Below are 18562 nucleotides of genomic sequence, written 5' to 3'. Positions count from 1 at the left end.
TATATATAATAATATATATATTCTAGGATGATAACATTAATTTATTATAAATTCTGTAACAAGTGTAAATTTCTTTTTATTTCAATAATTTTATTTGTTGGAGTTCACTTAATAATTGTTGTAATTGATGCGAACCCTCAATTGGTTCTAGTGTTACTGAAGGAAACAAAATACCTTTTTCTAGCTGTTGCGCCACCCTTTCAAATGCTAGTAAATAATGACCTAGTACTTCGTCATCTATACATCTTGTATGTCCATCCCTTAATTGTCTGTTTAATAAAAATGTGATTTGTTCTTTTAAAAATATTATTAAATAATAATATTTTAACACCTGTTTATTAGCTGAAAATTCACCGTATTCATTTGAATACGTCATCTTTACATTAGAAAGATTTAAATATAGTTTGAACATTTCGCTTTTCGAATCTTTAATTTTGTGATTCGATGCATATCAATAATAAAAAGCTCGATAGATAGTTCTATCAAGCTTTTAAATTGACTCCATGATTCCTTTACCGATCATAATTTTATCTCGGTACTTTTTATACGATTAATTTTAATTTCTCTATTTCATCCCTTATATTATTGGATCAAAGCCATATTTCTCAAATATTTTAAGTGTATCTGGCTGTGCTACATAGTTAAAGAATTTTTGTGCCTCTTCTTTGTGATGCGTATCTTTTATAATCGCTACTGGATATATAATTTTGTCATGCAATGTATCTTTAATTGTAAATGAATACTTTATCTTCTCGCTAGATTTCAAATCTGAGGCATATACAATGCCAGCTTCTACATTCCCTGTCTCAACATAAGTCAAAACTTGTCTCACGTCTTTAGTTAATATGTATTTATTTTCTAGTTTCTGATAAAGATTAGCATTTTCAAGCATTTGCTTACCATATGCTCCTGCAGGAACTAATTCAGGGTTGCCCAGTGCAATTTTATCTATTTTATTAGATGTTAAATCATGTACATTATTGATTGGACTGTTAGAGATAAGTACGAGATGATTTTTAAGTAGTGATTTTTTCTCATCTTTATTTATTTTATTATCTTCAACGAGCATGTCTACTTTATCCTCAGCAGCAGAAATAAATATATCCACAGGCGCACCTGATTTTATTTGCTGAGCAAGTGTTCCTGAGGCACCATAGTTAAATTTTAAATCAATCGCCTGATATTTTTTTTCATATTTTTGTTCAATTTCATTCAGCGCATCTTTCAAGCTTGCTGCTGCAGATACCGTAATGATCTTTTTATCTTTTTGCTGCTTAATTTCTTCTGTTTGATTGCACGCACTTAATAATAAAACTGCTGATAGAATGATAAATAATTTTTTCATAATATTCCTCCTCATTTTATTATAAGCACAAACAAAATAAAAATACCACTTAATGTAAGTTATTACTTAAGTGGTATTGATGATAATCTTAATTTCTAATTAAATAGTCGAAGGCACTTAATGCTGCCGTTGCACCTGCACCCATAGAAATAATAATTTGTTTATATGTTTGATCCGTGCAATCCCCTGCTGCAAATATACCCGGAACATTTGTAGCACCATTGCGATCAACGATGATTTCACCACGGTTATTGCGCTCTACTAAATCTCCAACAAATTCAGTGCTTGGCACTAAACCAATTTGCACAAAGACACCTTCTAAATCAACTGTATGTTCTTCATTTGTAGTACGATCTATATAAGTTAAGGCTTGAAGCTTATCTGTACCTGTTAGCTCTTTCGTAGCTGCAGATTTAATTATCTCTGCATTTTTTAACGAAGCAAGACGGTCCTGCAATACTTTATCAGCTCTTAGTTCTTCACCAAATTCAAGTAAAGTGACATGCTCTACAATACCAGCAAGATCAATCGCAGCCTCTACACCAGAGTTTCCGCCACCGACAACTGCAACACGTTTACCTTCAAATAAAGGACCGTCACAATGCGGGCAATAAGCTACACCTTTATTTTTATATTCAGCTTCACCTGGCACGTTCATATTACGCCATTTTGCACCTGTACTAATAATCAATGTTTTACTTGAAAGCTTTCCACCGTTCTCAAGTGTGACATAACTCATATCATCAATTTTCTCAATCGATTCTACACGCACTGCATTCATCACATCAATATCATAGCTCTTAATATGATCAACTAAGTTCTGAGCAAACTCCGGACCTGTCGTTTCTTTTACAGAAATAAAGTTTTCAATTGCAGCAGTATCATTTACTTGTCCCCCGATACGTTCTGCAACAATACCAGTTCTTAAACCTTTACGCGCAGCATAGATTGAAGCTGCTGCACTTGCAGGTCCTCCACCAATAACAAGGACATCGAAAGGCTCTCTTGCATCAAATTCTGATGCATCAGCGCCTCCACCAACTTGATTAACGATCTCTTCAACCGTCATTTTGCCGCTGCCAAACTCTTCACCATCTAAGAAAATACTAGGTACTGCCATAATATCTTTCGATTCTTCTCTGAATACTGCACCATCAATCATTGTATGCGTAATGTTTGGATTAAGCACCGACATTACGTTCAATGCTTGGACAACATCAGGACACTTTGTACAAGTTAGACTTACAAACGTTTCAAAATTTAAGGGCTGATTAATCTTTTTAATTTGATTGATTACCGCTTCATCAAGTTTTGGAGCTCTGCCGCTCACTTGCAGTAAAGCAAGCACTAACGATGTAAATTCATGACCTAACGGTACACCTGCAAAAGTAACACGTGCCTCCTCTTCAGGACGCGCAACTGTGAAGCTAGGTGTTCTCTTAAGCACTGCTTCTTTAATAGATATTTTGTCCGACATTTCACTAATTTCATTTAATAATGCCATCATATCCTGTGAAGTTTTATCTTCACCTTTACTTGCTGTTAAAATAATCTCACCTTCAAGTAACTCAAGGTATTGACTTAATTGTTGTTTTAAACTACTGTCTAACATTTACTTATGCTCCTTTTATTGTATATTTATACACCTTAAAGATAATAGAGACCACAACGCAATATATACGTTGTGGCACTATAGATATTAACGCTAAGTTAAATAATTAAATTTTACCTACCAAGTCTAAACCAGGTGTTAAAGTTTCAGATCCTTCTTTCCATTTCGCCGGACATACTTCACCATCATGTGATGCTACGTATTGAGCAGCTTTCACTTTATCAATTAACACGCTTGCTTCACGACCGATACCATCGTTGTTAATTTCCATCGTTTGAATAACGCCGTCTGGATCGATTAAGAATGTAGCACGTTGTGCAAGACCAGCTTCTTCATCTAACACATCGAAGTTACGTGCAATCACATGTGATGGGTCACCAATCATAGTGTACTGTATTTTAGAGATTGCTTCTGAGTGATCATGCCAAGCTTTGTGCGTGAAGTGTGTATCACATGATACAGAGTATACGTTCACACCTAAATCTTGTAATGTTGCATATTGATCTTGTAAATCTTCTAATTCAGTTGGACATACAAAAGTGAAGTCCGCTGGATAGAAACATACGATGCTCCAAGAACCTTTCATTGACTCATTTGATACTTCTACAAATTCATCACTTTTTGGATCATACGCTTGTGCTGTAAACGGTAAAATTTCTTTGTTGATTAATGACATAAATAAATTCCTCCTGAAATTCTAATAAAATTCTTATTTAGAATAATTCTAATTTCTACATTTCTTATTATACATGATGGGTAATACAAGTCAACTAAAGACATTTAATTTTATAATTATTTTAATTAAAGTTGTCACTAGCGTTATTGAATTGTTTTATCCTATTAAATTTTATCATTTAATTCCTATAATTCTCATTTAGAGATAGTAATAATTATCCTAATTTTTTTGTCATTATTAATCCTTAAATATATTGTATAATAATTGTATTATTACTATATATAAAATTGATTGATTGTGTTAAAATTATTGTGAAATGATGCACATACATATGGAGGGGTATTATGACACTGGAACGACCTGTAAAAACACTTGAAGATACACACGCTTCAAAACCTAATATCGAAAATATTGTTGGTCAAGTAGCTACAAAAGAAATCATGGTTGACCGTGCACCGGGCAGATACGTACTGAAGTCTGTCATGTCTGGATTTTTACTTGCAATTATGACGGTGTTAATGCTCGCAGTCAAAACACAGTTTGCAGGGGCGAATCCAGGTTTAATTAATTTACTTGGTGCAATTTCATTTAGTATCGCACTCGTTATGATTGTGCTGACAAACTCGGAACTACTAACGAGTAACTTTATGTTCATGACTGTTGGTCTTTATTATAAAGTTATTTCAATGCCTAAGGTGATGAAGATTTTTACATACTGTTTTATAGGTAACATCATTGGGGGCTTCATACTATTCGGTATGATGACAGGAACTAAAGTTATGACGCCGGAAATGGTCGCTGCACTTACAAAAACGGTTAACGCAAAAACGATTGATTCTACGTGGCTTACAATTTTAATAAAAGGGATTTTCGCAAACTTCTTTATCAATATCGGAATTTATATCTCACTTCAATGCAAAGAAATGTTGGCAAAAGTATTCTTTATCGGTGTCGGTGTTGTAATATTCGTATTTATGGCATACGAACACGTTGTTTACAATGCAGGGTTGTTTGCAGGAATGATGTTCTATAACATCGATGCATTATCATGGATTGATGTTCTAAAAAATATTGTTTTCGCTTATATCGGTAACTACATCGGAGGCGGCATCTTTGTAGGACTTGTTTATGCATATTTAAACGGAAGTAGAAATGAAATAGAAGGATAATAATGAACGCCGAACTAGAGTTCGGCGTTTTTGTTATTTATAGTATAGTTTTTTCGCATTTTCCATACTCAAGCTTACAAGCTGATCATTTTTATTCAAATACATAATATGATTCGCTTCGTCTATAGATTGAATTACTAATGTATCATTGATCTTTATGTCATTTTCGTATAAGTATGATAACAACCTCACTTCATCACGAACTTTTGACAGTGTGAATGAATCACCAGTATTCAGTTCTGTAATAGCATGGAGAGTCTCTTCCTGTAAACTGCCTCTTGGAATTAATGCCCCATGGGGACAATATTTAGGATAGCTTAACATTTCATCGAGACGTTCTATAAATAAGTCTGATACACGGTGTTCGAGAACTTCTGCTTCAATATGTACTTCATCCCAACGATAGCCTAATGTTTCAATCAGAAAACATTCAATTAAACGATGACGTTTTACAACTCGGGCTACTTCTTTTTCTCCAACTTCTGTCAGCATTGCACCTTTATAAGGTTTAGTAGTAATATACCCCTCTTTTTCTAATCGATTCGTCATCTCAGTTACAGACGGTGGCTTGATTCCAAGATGTGTCGCAATTTTTTTATTCGAAACATAGTCATTTAAACCATTGTTATGATAAATACACTTTAAATAATCTTCTTTTTCTTCAGTTAACATACTTCTTCCTCCAAAATTTAAATTTTATGAAAAATTTCCCATTGCTTTATTATTTTTTAAGTATTATATTAAATATAGTTTAGGTTTGCCTAAACTTATTTTTAAAATTTGTAAAAGGGATGGTCTCTATGCTTTCAATTCATAATTTAAACGTTTCTATAGATGGACGTCATATTCTTCATGACATTAATTATACACAACAATTAACAGGAAAGCTTATAGGAGTTTTAGGCCCGAATGGCGCCGGAAAATCTACATTATTTAAAGGTATGCTTGGTTTTATTCGCTCAACCGGAGCAGTAAGTCTCAATAATAAGCCATTAATTAAGCAACTCACACGTTGTGCATATATCCCTCAGAAATCATCTATTGATATCGAATTTCCTATCACTGTTATTGATACAATACATTCTGGTTTATACGCTTCATCTTTAATGAAACATCGTTCTGATAATAAAAAGGTAAATGAATTAATGACTTTGATGGAATTAAATGATATTCAGCATAAACTGATCAGCGATTTAAGTGGCGGACAATTACAACGTGTATTGATTGCACGAAGCCTTATGCAGGAGAAAGATATTTACTTTCTGGATGAGCCTTTTGTTGGTATTGATTTCAAAAGTTATGAAATCATTAAAGATTGCATATTTAAATTAAAATCAAATCATAAACTTATCTTTATCGTTCATCATGATTTAAGATCAGCTTCTGATTTGTTTGATGAATGTATTCTACTGAATAAAGGGATTATTGCTGAAGGACCCACTAAAAGCATACTTACTGAAGATAATATTAAACAAACATATTTTGTACAAGGAGGTGTTTAAATGAGTTTTATTACTGAAATCTCAAACTATCCTTTCTTATCACGTGCATTAATTACAGCAGCGATTGTCGGAATCGCAGCAGGAGTAGTCGGATGTCTCATTATATTACGTGGATTAAGTTTAATGGGTGACGCGATGAGTCACGCTGTATTGCCAGGCGTTGCTCTAAGTTTTCTATTGCATATACCAATGTTTATTGGAGCATTATTCACCGGTCTATTAACAAGCTTGTTTATCGGCGCAATAACTGACCACTCTAAAACGAAAAAAGATGCTGCAATTGGTATTGCGTTTACTCTATTCTTCTCTGTTGGTGTCGTAATGATCAGCATGATGGAGACGACGACAAATTTATATCACATATTGTTCGGAGATATACTTACGGTAACGAAAGAAGCAATGTATACAACGCTCTTTGTCAGTCTCGCTGTACTCCTCGTTATTATTGTCTGCTATAGACAACTTAAATTAACGACGTTCGATCCAATCTTCAGCAGAATGAATGGTATTAATCCATCCTTCTGGCATTATACTGTAATGATACTGTTAGCACTTATTACAGTCGTTAGCTTACAAACAATAGGCATCATACTCGTCGTTGCAATGTTGATTACACCCGCATCAAGCGCCTATTTAATTTCTAAAAGCTTACACAAGATGATGCTTTTATCTGCTGCATTTGGATTATTCAGTGCAGTTACCGGCATTTATATCAGCTATATATTGAACGTCCCAAGTGGCGCATGTATTGTTATTATCGCAACTATAATCTATCTCATTATATTTACACTCAATAAAACAACGAAAATATTTATTACGAAAGGATGAAATTCATGAACACAAAAAATTTTTCTAAAATAATTGTCTTCTTTGCGCTGGCAACAATTTTATTAAGCGCATGTTCACAAGATAAAAAAGAAGGAAAATTAAAAATTGTAACATCAAACTCTATTATCTATGATATGACTAAAACGATTGCGGGTGATCATGCAATCATTACTAATATCGTACCTATTGGACAAGATCCGCACGACTATGAAGTTAAACCGAAAGATATTAAAGCAATTACTGATGCTGATTTAGTGTTATTTAATGGCTTAAACCTAGAAACTTCAAGCGGGTGGTTTCAAAAAGCATTACAACAAGGTGATAAGAAATTAGACGATGACAATGTTATCGCTGTGAGTGATGGCGTTAAGAAAATTTTCTTAAATGAGCGTCATGACGATAATGCAATTGATCCACATGCCTGGTTAAGTATTGATAATGGGATTATTTATAGCAAAAATATCGCTGAAGCAGTTGAGAAAGCAGATAAAAATCATTCAAAAGTGTACCATAATAATATGGAGCAATACACGAAAAGCTTAACTACATTAAGCGCGCAGTATAAAGATAAATTCAATGATATTTCAAAGTCAGAGCGTCATTTAATTACGAGTGAAGGCGCGTTCAAATACTTCAGTAGAGACTATGATTTGAGCCACGCTTATATATGGGAGATTAATACGGAAAAACAAGGTACACCAGAACAGATGAAACAAGCAATAAACTTTGTCAAAAAACATCAGGTTAAATCTTTATTCGTTGAAACGAGTGTCGATAAACGTAGTATGCAGTCACTCAGCGAAATGACTAAAACACCGATTTATGGCGAAGTCTATACAGATTCTATCGGTCAAAAGGGCACTGACGGAGATAGTTATTATAAAATGATGGAACATAATATAAAAACAATTCATAATGGATTGAAATAGTAGAGCGCAGCGTAATTACACGCTGTGCTCTATTAATTGATGATAAATAATATAACTTGCTGTTACACACGTCACAGGAATTGCGATTGCAACCGCAACTCCTCCAGAAATAATCATTAATATTTCCTGGGAAAATACTTTAGAGTTAATAATTTGTTCAAATGTATAACCTACATTTTTAAACCATATTATCAGTGTCATCCCTGTACCTAAGTAGGCAAAGTATAATGTATTCGTTGTCGTACATAATATGTCTTTTGCAACATTCAATCCGGAACGATACAGTTCGCTACGCGTTAAATGTGGCTCATTCAGATAAATATACTCCATACTTGATGCAATTGAAACAGACAAATCAATGATCGCACCTAACACACTGATCATAATAACAAAGAGCATGACATTGAAAAACGATACGCCTATACGTAATGAATATGTCGCAATCTCTTCCCCATCTTCCATCGGGAACCCTTGAATCATACCGAATTTTGTTGCTCCATATATAAAGATAAGAGAAATAATAAACGTAATAAATGTTGAAATCAAAGCAGAGATACTCACATTGTCATATTTATTAATGATTAATATATTAAATAATCCCATTATTATGCTGAAACATAGTGCCACCAATATGACATTTGCATTAAGCACAACACAAAGTATCGCGACTGCCAACATGAATATATTCATAAATATTGCAAGAAAAGCTTTTATTCCATTTTTACCTCCAACGATTGCCATGAGAATGAATAATATAATAATAAGTAATGTTAATGTCTTCATCGCCTCACCTCGCCTCCAAGCATCACGCTCGCGATCCATATCGTAATTGGTATTGAAAGTACGATACCGATACTGCCGGATACTGCACGAGCAAGTTCAAGCGACCAATGTAAACTAAACGTCTGCCATATCGGTGAATGATTTGCTAAATACAATATAATAATTGGCATCGCACTACTTAAATATGCGAATAATAAAATATTTGTCATCGGACCGATGATATCCTTTCCAATTTCATACCCCGATGCACGTAGTGACTTGGTATTCGATAAAGGCTGCGTTACTTTTATCTCGTGTAATGATGACGTAATTGTGATCGCTATATCCATAACAGCTCCAAGGGTTCCGATAAGGATGGTCGTCAAAAATACTTTCTTTGGCGGAATCGTCAAGTAAGACATTGTTTCATAGCGAATTCCTTCAGCTGAGGTTAAATATATCACGCTTTGCACAACGAGCAATGTTACTAAAGTGGCTGCGAGTGTGCTGACAATCGCAATCCATGTTTTCCTCGTAAATCCATTAATGAATGTGAGTGTGAGTATTGTACATAATACAACTGCAACACTCGCTATTAGTATCATCGGAATATGTTTATGTGATAAATAGAAATTAAATACAAATAACGTAATACAGAAATTTAAAATTAAACTGATTAATGAATAGAATCCTTTCTTACCGACCATAATGATAAGCAGTAGCGTAAACACAGAAAGCGCAGTCACTAAAACTGTATCCCTCTTCTCACCTATAATTTGCGATTTATCTCCGGCTTTTATAAATACTTTCTGACCTTTTTTATATTGCTCATCATAAGCACTACTTTTAGTATATGTATTCGTAACAATGAACCTTTCACCTTTATGGTTATGATTCGTACCTATCATTTCTACAACTTGCTTATATACAATATCTTTGCGGTGATTCGCATCAATTGTACTTTCTTTCGATATAACTTCCACATGAGTCACCTTCGCAATTGTTTGCTTGTAAAGTGCATCATTATTAAGCGTGAATACAATTACTCCAATACATATGATTAAAGTCAAACTGTATGAAAACCACTGTAATCCTGAGCGTTTCAACATATTTTTCATTAAGACCATAGGGTGTTCCTTTCAAATCAATAATGGTTTGATAATACAGTATATCGCAAAAAATCAAAACTGATACTGTATAAGTATATTTGACAAAAAAATCTCCCTTAACGGGAGATTTTAGTTGATTGGTGAGCCACCGGTAATACCATAAACTTGTCCGGTAATATAGCTTGCATTGTCACTTGCAAGTAAAACATAAACATCTGCGAGCTCTACGGGTTGCCCTGCTCTACCAAGCGGTTCTTTTTTACCGAATTCTGGGATATTATCCTGTGGTTGACCTCCACTTATTTGAAGTGGTGTCCACACTGGCCCAGGCGCTACACTGTTCACTCGAATGCCTTTAGGTCCAAGTTGCGCTGCCAAACTCTTTGTCATAGATATGCTACAGCTTTTCGTCATAGCATAATCAACAAGATGTGCACTTGGTTTTACACCTTGAATTGAGCTTGTCATGATAATGCTGGCACCAGGTCTTAAATGTTTTAATACACTTTGGATTGTAAATATATTTGAGAAAACGTTCACTTCAAACGTATCTCGTACTTGCTGTTCATCTAATTGCTCAATATCATATTCGAACTGCTGCATACCTGCATTTAATACTAGTATATCTAATCCGCCTAATGCTTCATATGCTTTAATTGCTACTTCACGCGCAAATGTTGCCTCGCGTAAGTCACCGGGCAATAACACACACTTTCTGCCTACAGCTTCAATGACACGCTTTACATCTTCTGCGTCTTTTTGTTCATCTGGATGATAGTTGATTGCGACATCTGCACCTTCTTTAGCATAAGCAATTGCAGCTGCTCTACCAATACCTGAGTCTCCTCCGGTAACGAATGCTTTCTTGTCAGTAAGCTTATCTGTCCCTTTATATGAATGTTCGCCACAATCTGGTACCGGCTTCATTTCACTCTGAATACCTGGGTATGCTTGTGGTTGCTTTTCATAAGACGTATTATAATATTTATTTAATGGATTTGACATAGTATGACCTCCTTGATTTGTATAATTACGTATACCCTATCGTTGCTTGTTTAATTATCCAGGGTATAAAACTATACATCAAAGAGATAGAGAAAGTACCAGATTATTTATCAATCTGGTACTCTTTATGAGAGCTTAATAGTAATTATTGTCCCTTTATCTAATTCACTCTCCACTTCTATTTCAAAGTCATGTAGATCAGCAATTTCTTTTACAATTGCCATCCCAAGACCATTAGACGGTGCTTTATCTTCATGTGCTTCAGCTTTATAAAATCTTTCAAACAATAATTCCTTAGTTTTATCAGACATACCGTAACCTTCATCTGAAATCTTTATGTATTTGTACGTTCCCTCTCCTAATTCAAACTTAATTTGAGTATCTTCAGGGCTGTATTTAATCGCATTAGAAAGTAGGTTGCTTATCATTTGATAACATAAATCTCGATGACCAAGTATTTCGATATCTTTAAGTTTTGTTGTGACAAAAATGTCTTTTTGGTCCAGTGCATACATATGATTGCGTATCACTTCCTGAATGAGCGCCTTCCCACTGAAGTGTTCTTTGTCGATTATAGTACCAGTCTTCTCAAGAGAAGCGAGCATCAGCAATTGTTTCGTTAGTCCACTTAAACGTTGTGACTGATGCTCAATATCATCTAATAGGCTAAAATCTTTTGTTTGTCTGAGTTGTTTAATTTGTCCAAGTAAATTGGTTATAGGTGATTGAATTTCATGACTGACATTTGCAACAAAGCGTTGATTCATTTCTTCGTGATGCAGTATTTTAGCACTCATTATGTTCATCTCATGTGCTAATACACCGATTTCATCCTTACGTTTTACTTGCGTCTGATAACCACTCTGATCTCCAATTTTGCGGGCTGCTTCCTTTAGCTGAACAACAGGACGCACGATATATTTAGATGAAATAAATACAAATAAGATGGAAAATACAATAATACATAGAAACAGTATTGCAAGAAAAATTCTAAATTCATGCATACTCGCTCCGACATCTGGTCTAATGTAAACATCATATATTTCATTATTAACTTTCATCGGCATACCGACTGTATTTCTAGTCTCATTATCAAAGAATCCCGTAATAAATACATTAAATGGCCGTTCTTTAATTCCATGATACGTTTCCGTTAACGGGCTATTATCCGGTAAATTTTTCACTCTAAACGGTGTACCATAGAAAGCTTTCTTACCATCCTTGACTGTTACTACTTGAAAATTTAAATTTGCGAGTTGTGTGAAAAATGCTTCCGGTTTTATTTCTGGATGTGATTCGATATATTTCTTCTGTGTTATTAAAGTGTTCGTTATACGTGTGTCGTTCTGTTCTTTTAGCGTTAAGTGATAATAAATGTTTGCGATGATAAACGAAAGTAATGAGCTTACGAGAATGACATGGAATGTACCAATTATAAATCGGGTAGACAGTCTTTTAAACATGATGCACCTTATACCCTACACCGCGTACAGTCTGAATTTCTACACCACTGTCAAATGCACCTAACCTTTTACGAATACGTTTCACATGTACATCTACTGTTCGTTCATCTCCATCAAAGTCATATCCCCATATCTCTTCTATAAGCTGTTCTCTCGTTGCAACTTTCGGATAATGTCTGACTAAATAATATAGAAGTTCAAATTCTTTTCTTGGAAGATATAAAGACTCGTCTTCCATCATCACTTCATAACTTTCTGCATCGATTATCAGCTCGCCGAATTCAATCTTCTCTACCGCCTTCTCATAACGCTTTAATATTGCTTGTGCTCTAAAGATAACTTCCTCTATCTCAAACGGCTTAGTAACATAATCATCACTTCCTGCTTGAAACGCAATCCTCTTATCCCCCAATGCATCTCGTGCAGTAAGCATTATAACAGGCAGTTGATAGAGCTGTTTAATTTGCTCGCACAGCTGGAATCCGTCAATACCTGGCATCATAATATCGACGATACATAAATCGATACTTTCATTATCCAGCAGATTAATCGCTTCATCACTGTTCCTAGCCTCATACACTTGAAAATCATGGTGCAAAAAACCTTCTTTAACTTCGCGACGAATAGCCATTTCATCATCTACAACTAATATATTATTTTGCACAATATGTCCTCCGTTCATATTCCGTTCATATTCAACCTTTAATATATGTATTACAAACAAAGCGAAAGGTTGATCATTATGAACTTAGCACTAAAAGAAATTAAATATTATAAAGTGAAATACTTGCTGATTGCAGCAATTATCTTCTTACTCTCATTCTTAGTATTATTTGTATCTAGTTTAGCACAAGGACTTGGAAAAGATAACGTATCATTCATCGAACAAATCGATGCAAGTCATTATGTAATATCTAAAGATGCAGATAACAATCTAATGAATACACCTTTGTCTAAACATGACCAAAAAGTATTAGAAGATAAAAATATACCGTTACTTAAGTTACAACCGGTAAAGGCACAAAAAAACGAAAAGTTTCTATTAGCAACAGTAACTGAAGACTATATGAAGCTACCTGCTGACAACACAGTTAATCTTGATTCACATGCTTCAAAGACATTTAAAGAAAACGATACTTTAAAACTTAAAGATCAAGACAAACAACTAAAAATTTCAGAATTCACACGTCACCAAATGTTTGCACATATGCCTGTCGGACTCGTTTCACAGGAAACTTATAACAACTACTTCAAAGAGGCCCCCGTAAATGCCGGTATTATCAAATCAATGTCAAAGTCTGATATGAATCAGCTTAATGATGACTTAAAAGATGCAAAACTGATTACACCTGATACAGCGATGAAAGGAATACCAAGTTATGAAGCAGAACAAATGCCGTTAAACTTAATGGTTATCTTCTTATTCTTAATCTCAGCAATCGTGATTACTGTATTCTTCTATGTCATCACAATTCAAAAAACAACAGAGTACGGTATCTTAAAAGCCATTGGCACAAGTAATAGAAAGCTTATCTTCAAACTTATGCAGGAAGTTATCGTTGTTGTAATGGTTAGTGTGCTCATAAGCATCGGCGTTATTTATATCATCAACATGAATTTACCGGCAACAATGCCGTTTTTCCTGAATCCTAACCTTATTTTCTTACTTATCGGTTTATTCTTAGTGGTCGCATTAATCGGTGTAATGCTTTCAATATATAAAGTACTAAAAATTGATCCAATTCAAGCAATCGGAGGAGAATAATTATGATAGACGTAAAACATATATCTAAATCCTTTAAACAAGGAGATACTACAACTGAAGTACTAAAAGATATTAACTTTACAGTAAATGATGGGGAAGTTGTATGCTTGTACGGACCCTCTGGTTCTGGTAAAAGTACACTACTTACGATTATCGGTGCACTCCTTCAACCCACGAGCGGTGAAGTAATTATCAATGATAAATCGTTATCACACTTATCAAAAACCGAAATTACAAAGATGCGCCTTGATGATATTGGATTTATCTTTCAGGCCTCTCATCTTGTCCCCTTCCTTACTGTGAAAGAACAACTCTTACATGTGGCATTAGAAAATGGTATGGATAAAAAAGAAGCGATGAAAAAAGCAGATGATTTGCTCGAAACATTTGGGTTATCACATCGTGCGAAAGTTTACCCTAAGAGCTTATCAGGCGGAGAGAAACAACGTGTCGCGATTGCACGTGCGTTTATGAACCATCCTTCTCTCATCTTAGCAGATGAACCGACAGCGAGTTTAGATTTTGAACGTGCTGTACAAGTTGTTGAAGTCATCAGAGAACGTGTGAAAGAGAATAACAGTTCATGTATTATTATTACACATGACGAACGTATCTTTAAATATGCAGATCATATATTAAGATTAGAAGGCGGAAAATTAGTAAAAGAAAGATAAAGTATAAGGGTGAAATTGGCATGGCGCCAAATTCACCCTCTTTTTCTTGCTCGAAATTGGCACGGTGCCAAATTTACGCTTAATGTGTCACTTCAGAATGAGCAATACCTGTCACAGACTTTACTTCAACTTCTCTAAACTTATCTTCAGATTCCGCTTTACCTAAATACGTTCCTAAGAACGCTCCGATAAATCCTGCAGGTACAGATATGATTGCAGGGTTTGCTAACGGAAAAATAGGATTCGCTGTAATAAATGCTGTTCCATCAGGATTCATAACATTCGGGCTCAATATTACTAAAATCAAAGAAGTAATCAATCCTGTCAGTAATCCTGCAATCGCACCTTGAGTATTAAACCTCTTCCAGAAAATCGTAAATACAATTACCGGTAAGTTTGCACTTGCTGCCACACAAAAAGCAAGTGATACTAGAAAGGCAACATTCATATTTTGAGCAAACAAGGCAAGTAATATCGATAATACGGATACAGCTAAAGAAGCAATTTTTGCTGCTTTCATCTGTTCACGTTCTGATATATTACCTTTCTTAATAATTTCGCCATAAATATCATGTGCAAAAGCAGAAGCACCTGATAATACAAGTCCTGCAACTACTGCAAGAATTGTAGCAAACGCAACAGCACATACAAATGACATCAAGATATCTCCACCTAGCTTATCCGCAAGAAGGGGTGCCGCCATATTTCCTGCAGGGTTTGCTGATATGATTTCTTCACGTGTTAGTAAGCTTGCTGCGCCAAACCCTAAAAATATTGTAAGGATATAAAAAATACCAATAAGCCATGTTGCCCACATAACCGAAGATCGTGCGGTCTTTGCGTCATTTACCGTGAAGAAACGCATGAGAATATGCGGTAATCCTGCTGTACCAAATAATAAAGCAACGATTAAAGAGATATTATCTAATGGCGATTTCCCTTGTGACCCCGGATTAATATAGTCACTCTTAAGTTCAGGTGCATCAATGGACTTCATCGCACCAAACATGTTGGCGATACTAAAGTTAAAGTGCTTTAATACAAGGAAAGAAATAATAATCGTTCCAATCATTAATAAAACTGCTTTGACCATTTGAACCCAGCTCGTTGCTGTCATGCCACCAAATAGTACATAAATTGTCATCATAATTCCAACGATAATAACCGCCCATGTATAAGGTATATTGAATAAGAGCTGAATCAGTGCACCAGCACCTACAAGCTGTGCAAGCATATAGAAAATAACAATCGTAATCGATGATATTGCAGCCGTTGCACGTACTTTCTTCAGTTCAAATCGAGCAGCAATCATGTCTGCTAGTGTATACTTCCCTAAGTTTCTTAAAGGTTCTGCAACGATATATAATACGATTAAATATGCCGTTAAATATCCGATACTATAGAAAAATCCATCAAATCCCCATAATGCAATAGCTCCAGCGATCCCTAAAAATGAGGCTGCTGAAAGATAATCTCCTGCAATGGCCAGCCCATTTTGCCAGCCTGTCAGTCCTCCTCCTGCTGTGTAGAAATCTTCAGCAGAATTTGTTCTTTTTGAAGCAAAGTAAGTAATAATTAATGTTAAACTCACAAAAAACAAAAACATAATAATTACAGTTGTATTCATAGCTCATTCCCCTTTCGATATTCATTGATAATTGCTTCTGATTGAATATCAAAGTGTTTCGCTCTAGACATGTAGAGTGTTACAAGCGTCCACACCATAATAAATAGCATAAATGCATAGATCCATGCCCAGGAAATATTCCAGAATGCTTCTTTATTCAGAAATTTCGTATAGCCTGTAAGAATTGGAAATAAAATTGTCGCTACAATAAAAAATAATGAGATTGGAAATATAAAAGATTTACGTTCTTTCTGCAATTTCTTGAAACTTTCACTTTGTGCAATCATATTATACTCATGTTGTTCCATCTACTCATCCCCTTATACATTGTGTAATTATGCACCCTATTTCATTCTATTGATTTGTCAGAATATTGTCAATATTTAATTAATAAATTTATGCATAAAAAGAAAGGAGTATAAATACTCCTTCCCTTCTCTAACTACTCTTCAATCTTCTCTTCTTTTAAACGTTTCGGATAATCTTCTAACCAGAATTTCGCATTCGGTAACTCATTTGGATTCGGTTTATAAATCGCATATTTACCAGAACCTTTCTCTTTCTTCTGCATCTCAAAGTCTTTTAGCGCACGTATTGCAGGTTTGTGTAAAATCCAGATCGCAATAATGTTACACCATGCCATAAGTCCTACACCTAAATCACCCATCGCCCAGGCAACGTCTGCTGTTTTTATTGCACCATAGAATGTTGCACCAACAATAATTAAACGTGTGACGTTAATTAAAAACTTATTTAAAGATACACTACCATTTTTCGTCAAATAAGATACATTGGTTTCTGCTATATATGCATATGCTAATATGGTCGTAAATGCAAAGAAGAACAGTGCAATAGCAACAAAATATGAACCAATACCCGAATATGCCGGATCAAATTGATAACCACTTCCATGGAATGCTTTATCAATGCCCGCTTGAACATACATTGCTGTTCCAGAGTAGTCCTTCTCTCCATCAGCATTTAGTGCATATACACCGCCATCTTTAATTAAGTTCGGCATATCACCCTTCATCGAGCCGTCCGTTGTATTGAATGTACCTGATAATAAAATAATTAATGCTGTTGCTGTACATACAAACAGCGTATCAACATATACCGAGAAAGCTTGAACTAAACCTTGTTTAGCAGGGTGTGATACTTCTGCTGCTGCCGCCGGATGAGGCCCTGTACCTTGACCAGCTTCATTAGAATAAAGTCCACGTTTAACACCGATTTCAATCATTGCACCAAGTATCCCACCAAACGCTGATTCCATATTGAATGCTGACTTGAATATTAATGCAAATAAACCAGGGACTTTATCAATATTAAGAACAATAATAACAACCGCTAATAAAATATATAAGATTGCCATAAAAGGGACTACTGCAGTCGCTACAGATGCAATCCAGCGAACTCCTCCAAAAATAATTAATGCTAAAACCACTACAAGCGCTATACCGATAATCCATCCTTCGAATCCAAAAGCATTCTTCATAGAACTTGCAATGGCGTTAGATTGAATACCAGGTAATAATAATGCTGTTGATACTATTGCCAGTATTGCGAATAATATCGCATAACCTTTCGCAAATCCGCCTTTCATTCCTGCTTCAATATAATATGCGGGACCCCCTCGATACTCACCGTTAATCTCTCTCTTATAAATTTGAGCTAGTGTAGATTCGATGAATGCTGAACTCGCACCCAAAAATGCAGTCATCCACATCCAGAATACAGCTCCCGGGCCACCGATATAAATTGCTGTTGAAACACCGACTATATTACCCGTCCCTACACGTCCAGCAAGCGATAAAGCAATTGCCTGGAAACTAGAAATTCCTGTAGGTGACTTCTCCCCTTGAAACATCAGTCGGATCATCTCTTTTAGATGCCTGACTTGAAAGAACTTCATTATTAATGAAAATGAAATCCCTGTAATTAACAAGCCGTAGACTAATGGTTTACTCCATACAATCTCGTTTAAAAAGCTTATAATCCCTTCCATACATCCAACCCCTTAAATATAATAGTGAAGTGATACACTTATTAATTATATATTCACTAAAGACGTATGGCAATGTATTTATAGATTA

The 18562-nt window shown here is 35.0% G+C and carries 19 protein-coding genes; 6 read left to right on the top strand and 13 right to left on the bottom strand.

Annotated elements, in window-relative coordinates:
- Positions 1–76 precede the first annotated feature (76 nt).
- From QA539_RS00605 to ahpC, 4 genes are all read right to left on the bottom strand, one after another.
- Positions 77–412 carry a hypothetical protein gene (locus QA539_RS00605; RefSeq protein ID WP_419895252.1) on the bottom strand — a complete coding sequence of 112 codons (336 nt, stop codon included), beginning with the start codon at positions 410–412 and terminating at the stop codon, positions 77–79.
- Positions 413–577: 165 nt separating this feature from the next.
- A complete protein-coding gene (modA, locus tag QA539_RS00600) occupies positions 578–1345 on the bottom strand; it encodes a molybdate ABC transporter substrate-binding protein (RefSeq protein ID WP_241427466.1) in 768 nt (255 codons plus the stop codon).
- Positions 1346–1433: 88 nt separating this feature from the next.
- On the bottom strand, positions 1434–2957 hold the full coding sequence (gene ahpF / locus QA539_RS00595; protein WP_219493542.1) for an alkyl hydroperoxide reductase subunit F: 1524 nt from the start codon (positions 2955–2957) through the stop codon (positions 1434–1436).
- Between the two features lie 106 nt (positions 2958–3063).
- On the bottom strand, positions 3064–3633 hold the full coding sequence (gene ahpC / locus QA539_RS00590) for an alkyl hydroperoxide reductase subunit C (protein WP_012656009.1): 570 nt from the start codon (positions 3631–3633) through the stop codon (positions 3064–3066).
- A gap of 344 nt (positions 3634–3977) precedes the next feature.
- On the opposite strand from ahpC, the gene QA539_RS00585 reads away from it, so the two are divergent.
- Positions 3978–4802, top strand: a complete 825-nt coding sequence (locus QA539_RS00585) for a formate/nitrite transporter family protein (protein ID WP_283722069.1) — start codon at positions 3978–3980, stop codon at positions 4800–4802.
- A gap of 33 nt (positions 4803–4835) precedes the next feature.
- Here QA539_RS00585 and QA539_RS00580 read toward each other — a convergent pair whose 3' ends face one another.
- Complete coding sequence (locus tag QA539_RS00580; protein WP_219493539.1) at positions 4836–5474, bottom strand: metal-dependent transcriptional regulator; 639 nt, start codon at positions 5472–5474, stop codon at positions 4836–4838.
- Positions 5475–5602: 128 nt separating this feature from the next.
- On the opposite strand from QA539_RS00580, the gene QA539_RS00575 reads away from it, so the two are divergent.
- From QA539_RS00575 to QA539_RS00565, 3 genes are read left to right on the top strand one after another with little or no spacing between them, the layout of a single operon-like run.
- Entirely contained in the window at positions 5603–6304 is a 702-nt protein-coding gene (locus tag QA539_RS00575) for a metal ABC transporter ATP-binding protein (protein WP_283722068.1), read from the top strand.
- The gene (locus QA539_RS00570) at positions 6305–7132 is read left to right on the top strand and encodes a metal ABC transporter permease (RefSeq protein ID WP_219493536.1); all 828 of its coding nucleotides are present in this window, start codon (positions 6305–6307) and stop codon (positions 7130–7132) included. It begins immediately after the preceding gene.
- A gap of 5 nt (positions 7133–7137) precedes the next feature.
- Positions 7138–8061 carry a metal ABC transporter solute-binding protein, Zn/Mn family gene (locus QA539_RS00565; RefSeq protein ID WP_283722067.1) on the top strand — a complete coding sequence of 308 codons (924 nt, stop codon included), beginning with the start codon at positions 7138–7140 and terminating at the stop codon, positions 8059–8061.
- A 15-nt stretch (positions 8062–8076) separates the two neighbouring features.
- Here the strand turns inward: QA539_RS00565 and QA539_RS00560 are convergent, their stop codons facing one another.
- The 5 genes from QA539_RS00560 to QA539_RS00540 form a co-directional block, all read right to left on the bottom strand.
- The gene (locus QA539_RS00560; RefSeq protein WP_219493532.1) at positions 8077–8844 is read right to left on the bottom strand and encodes a YibE/F family protein; all 768 of its coding nucleotides are present in this window, start codon (positions 8842–8844) and stop codon (positions 8077–8079) included.
- Positions 8841–9950, bottom strand: a complete 1110-nt coding sequence (locus QA539_RS00555) for a YibE/F family protein (protein ID WP_419895251.1) — start codon at positions 9948–9950, stop codon at positions 8841–8843. The genes QA539_RS00560 and QA539_RS00555 overlap by 4 nt, the downstream gene beginning before the upstream one ends.
- 111 nt (positions 9951–10061) lie before the next feature.
- Positions 10062–10937 (bottom strand): SDR family oxidoreductase, encoded by an 876-nt coding sequence (locus tag QA539_RS00550; protein ID WP_219493530.1) that lies wholly within the window; start codon positions 10935–10937, stop codon positions 10062–10064.
- A gap of 125 nt (positions 10938–11062) precedes the next feature.
- Positions 11063–12400, bottom strand: a complete 1338-nt coding sequence (locus QA539_RS00545) for a sensor histidine kinase (protein ID WP_419895250.1) — start codon at positions 12398–12400, stop codon at positions 11063–11065.
- Entirely contained in the window at positions 12393–13064 is a 672-nt protein-coding gene (locus tag QA539_RS00540; protein WP_219493528.1) for a response regulator transcription factor, read from the bottom strand. Before QA539_RS00540 ends, QA539_RS00545 begins: the two co-directional genes overlap by 8 nt.
- Before the next feature lie 78 nt (positions 13065–13142).
- Between QA539_RS00540 and QA539_RS00535 the strand changes: the two genes are divergently transcribed.
- Positions 13143–14165, top strand: coding sequence for an FtsX-like permease family protein (locus QA539_RS00535; RefSeq protein WP_219493527.1), 1023 nt, complete (start codon positions 13143–13145; stop codon positions 14163–14165).
- Between the two features lie 2 nt (positions 14166–14167).
- A complete protein-coding gene (locus QA539_RS00530) occupies positions 14168–14839 on the top strand; it encodes an ABC transporter ATP-binding protein (protein WP_419956626.1) in 672 nt (223 codons plus the stop codon).
- Positions 14840–14918: 79 nt separating this feature from the next.
- Here QA539_RS00530 and QA539_RS00525 read toward each other — a convergent pair whose 3' ends face one another.
- The 3 genes from QA539_RS00525 to QA539_RS00515 all read right to left on the bottom strand — a co-directional run bounded on the left by QA539_RS00525 (position 14919) and on the right by QA539_RS00515 (position 18474).
- On the bottom strand, positions 14919–16466 hold the full coding sequence (locus QA539_RS00525) for a solute symporter family protein (protein WP_219493526.1): 1548 nt from the start codon (positions 16464–16466) through the stop codon (positions 14919–14921).
- A complete protein-coding gene (locus tag QA539_RS00520; RefSeq protein ID WP_086037847.1) occupies positions 16463–16774 on the bottom strand; it encodes a DUF485 domain-containing protein in 312 nt (103 codons plus the stop codon). Before QA539_RS00520 ends, QA539_RS00525 begins: the two co-directional genes overlap by 4 nt.
- A gap of 134 nt (positions 16775–16908) precedes the next feature.
- Complete coding sequence (locus tag QA539_RS00515) at positions 16909–18474, bottom strand: alanine/glycine:cation symporter family protein (RefSeq protein ID WP_219493525.1); 1566 nt, start codon at positions 18472–18474, stop codon at positions 16909–16911.
- Positions 18475–18562: the final 88 nt, after the last annotated feature.

The organism is Macrococcus psychrotolerans, from assembly GCF_038095555.1.
Lineage (GTDB): Bacteria > Bacillota > Bacilli > Staphylococcales > Staphylococcaceae > Macrococcoides > Macrococcoides psychrotolerans.
Note: the sequence above shows the minus strand (reverse complement) of the source record. Positions and strands in the feature narration are given on the sequence as shown.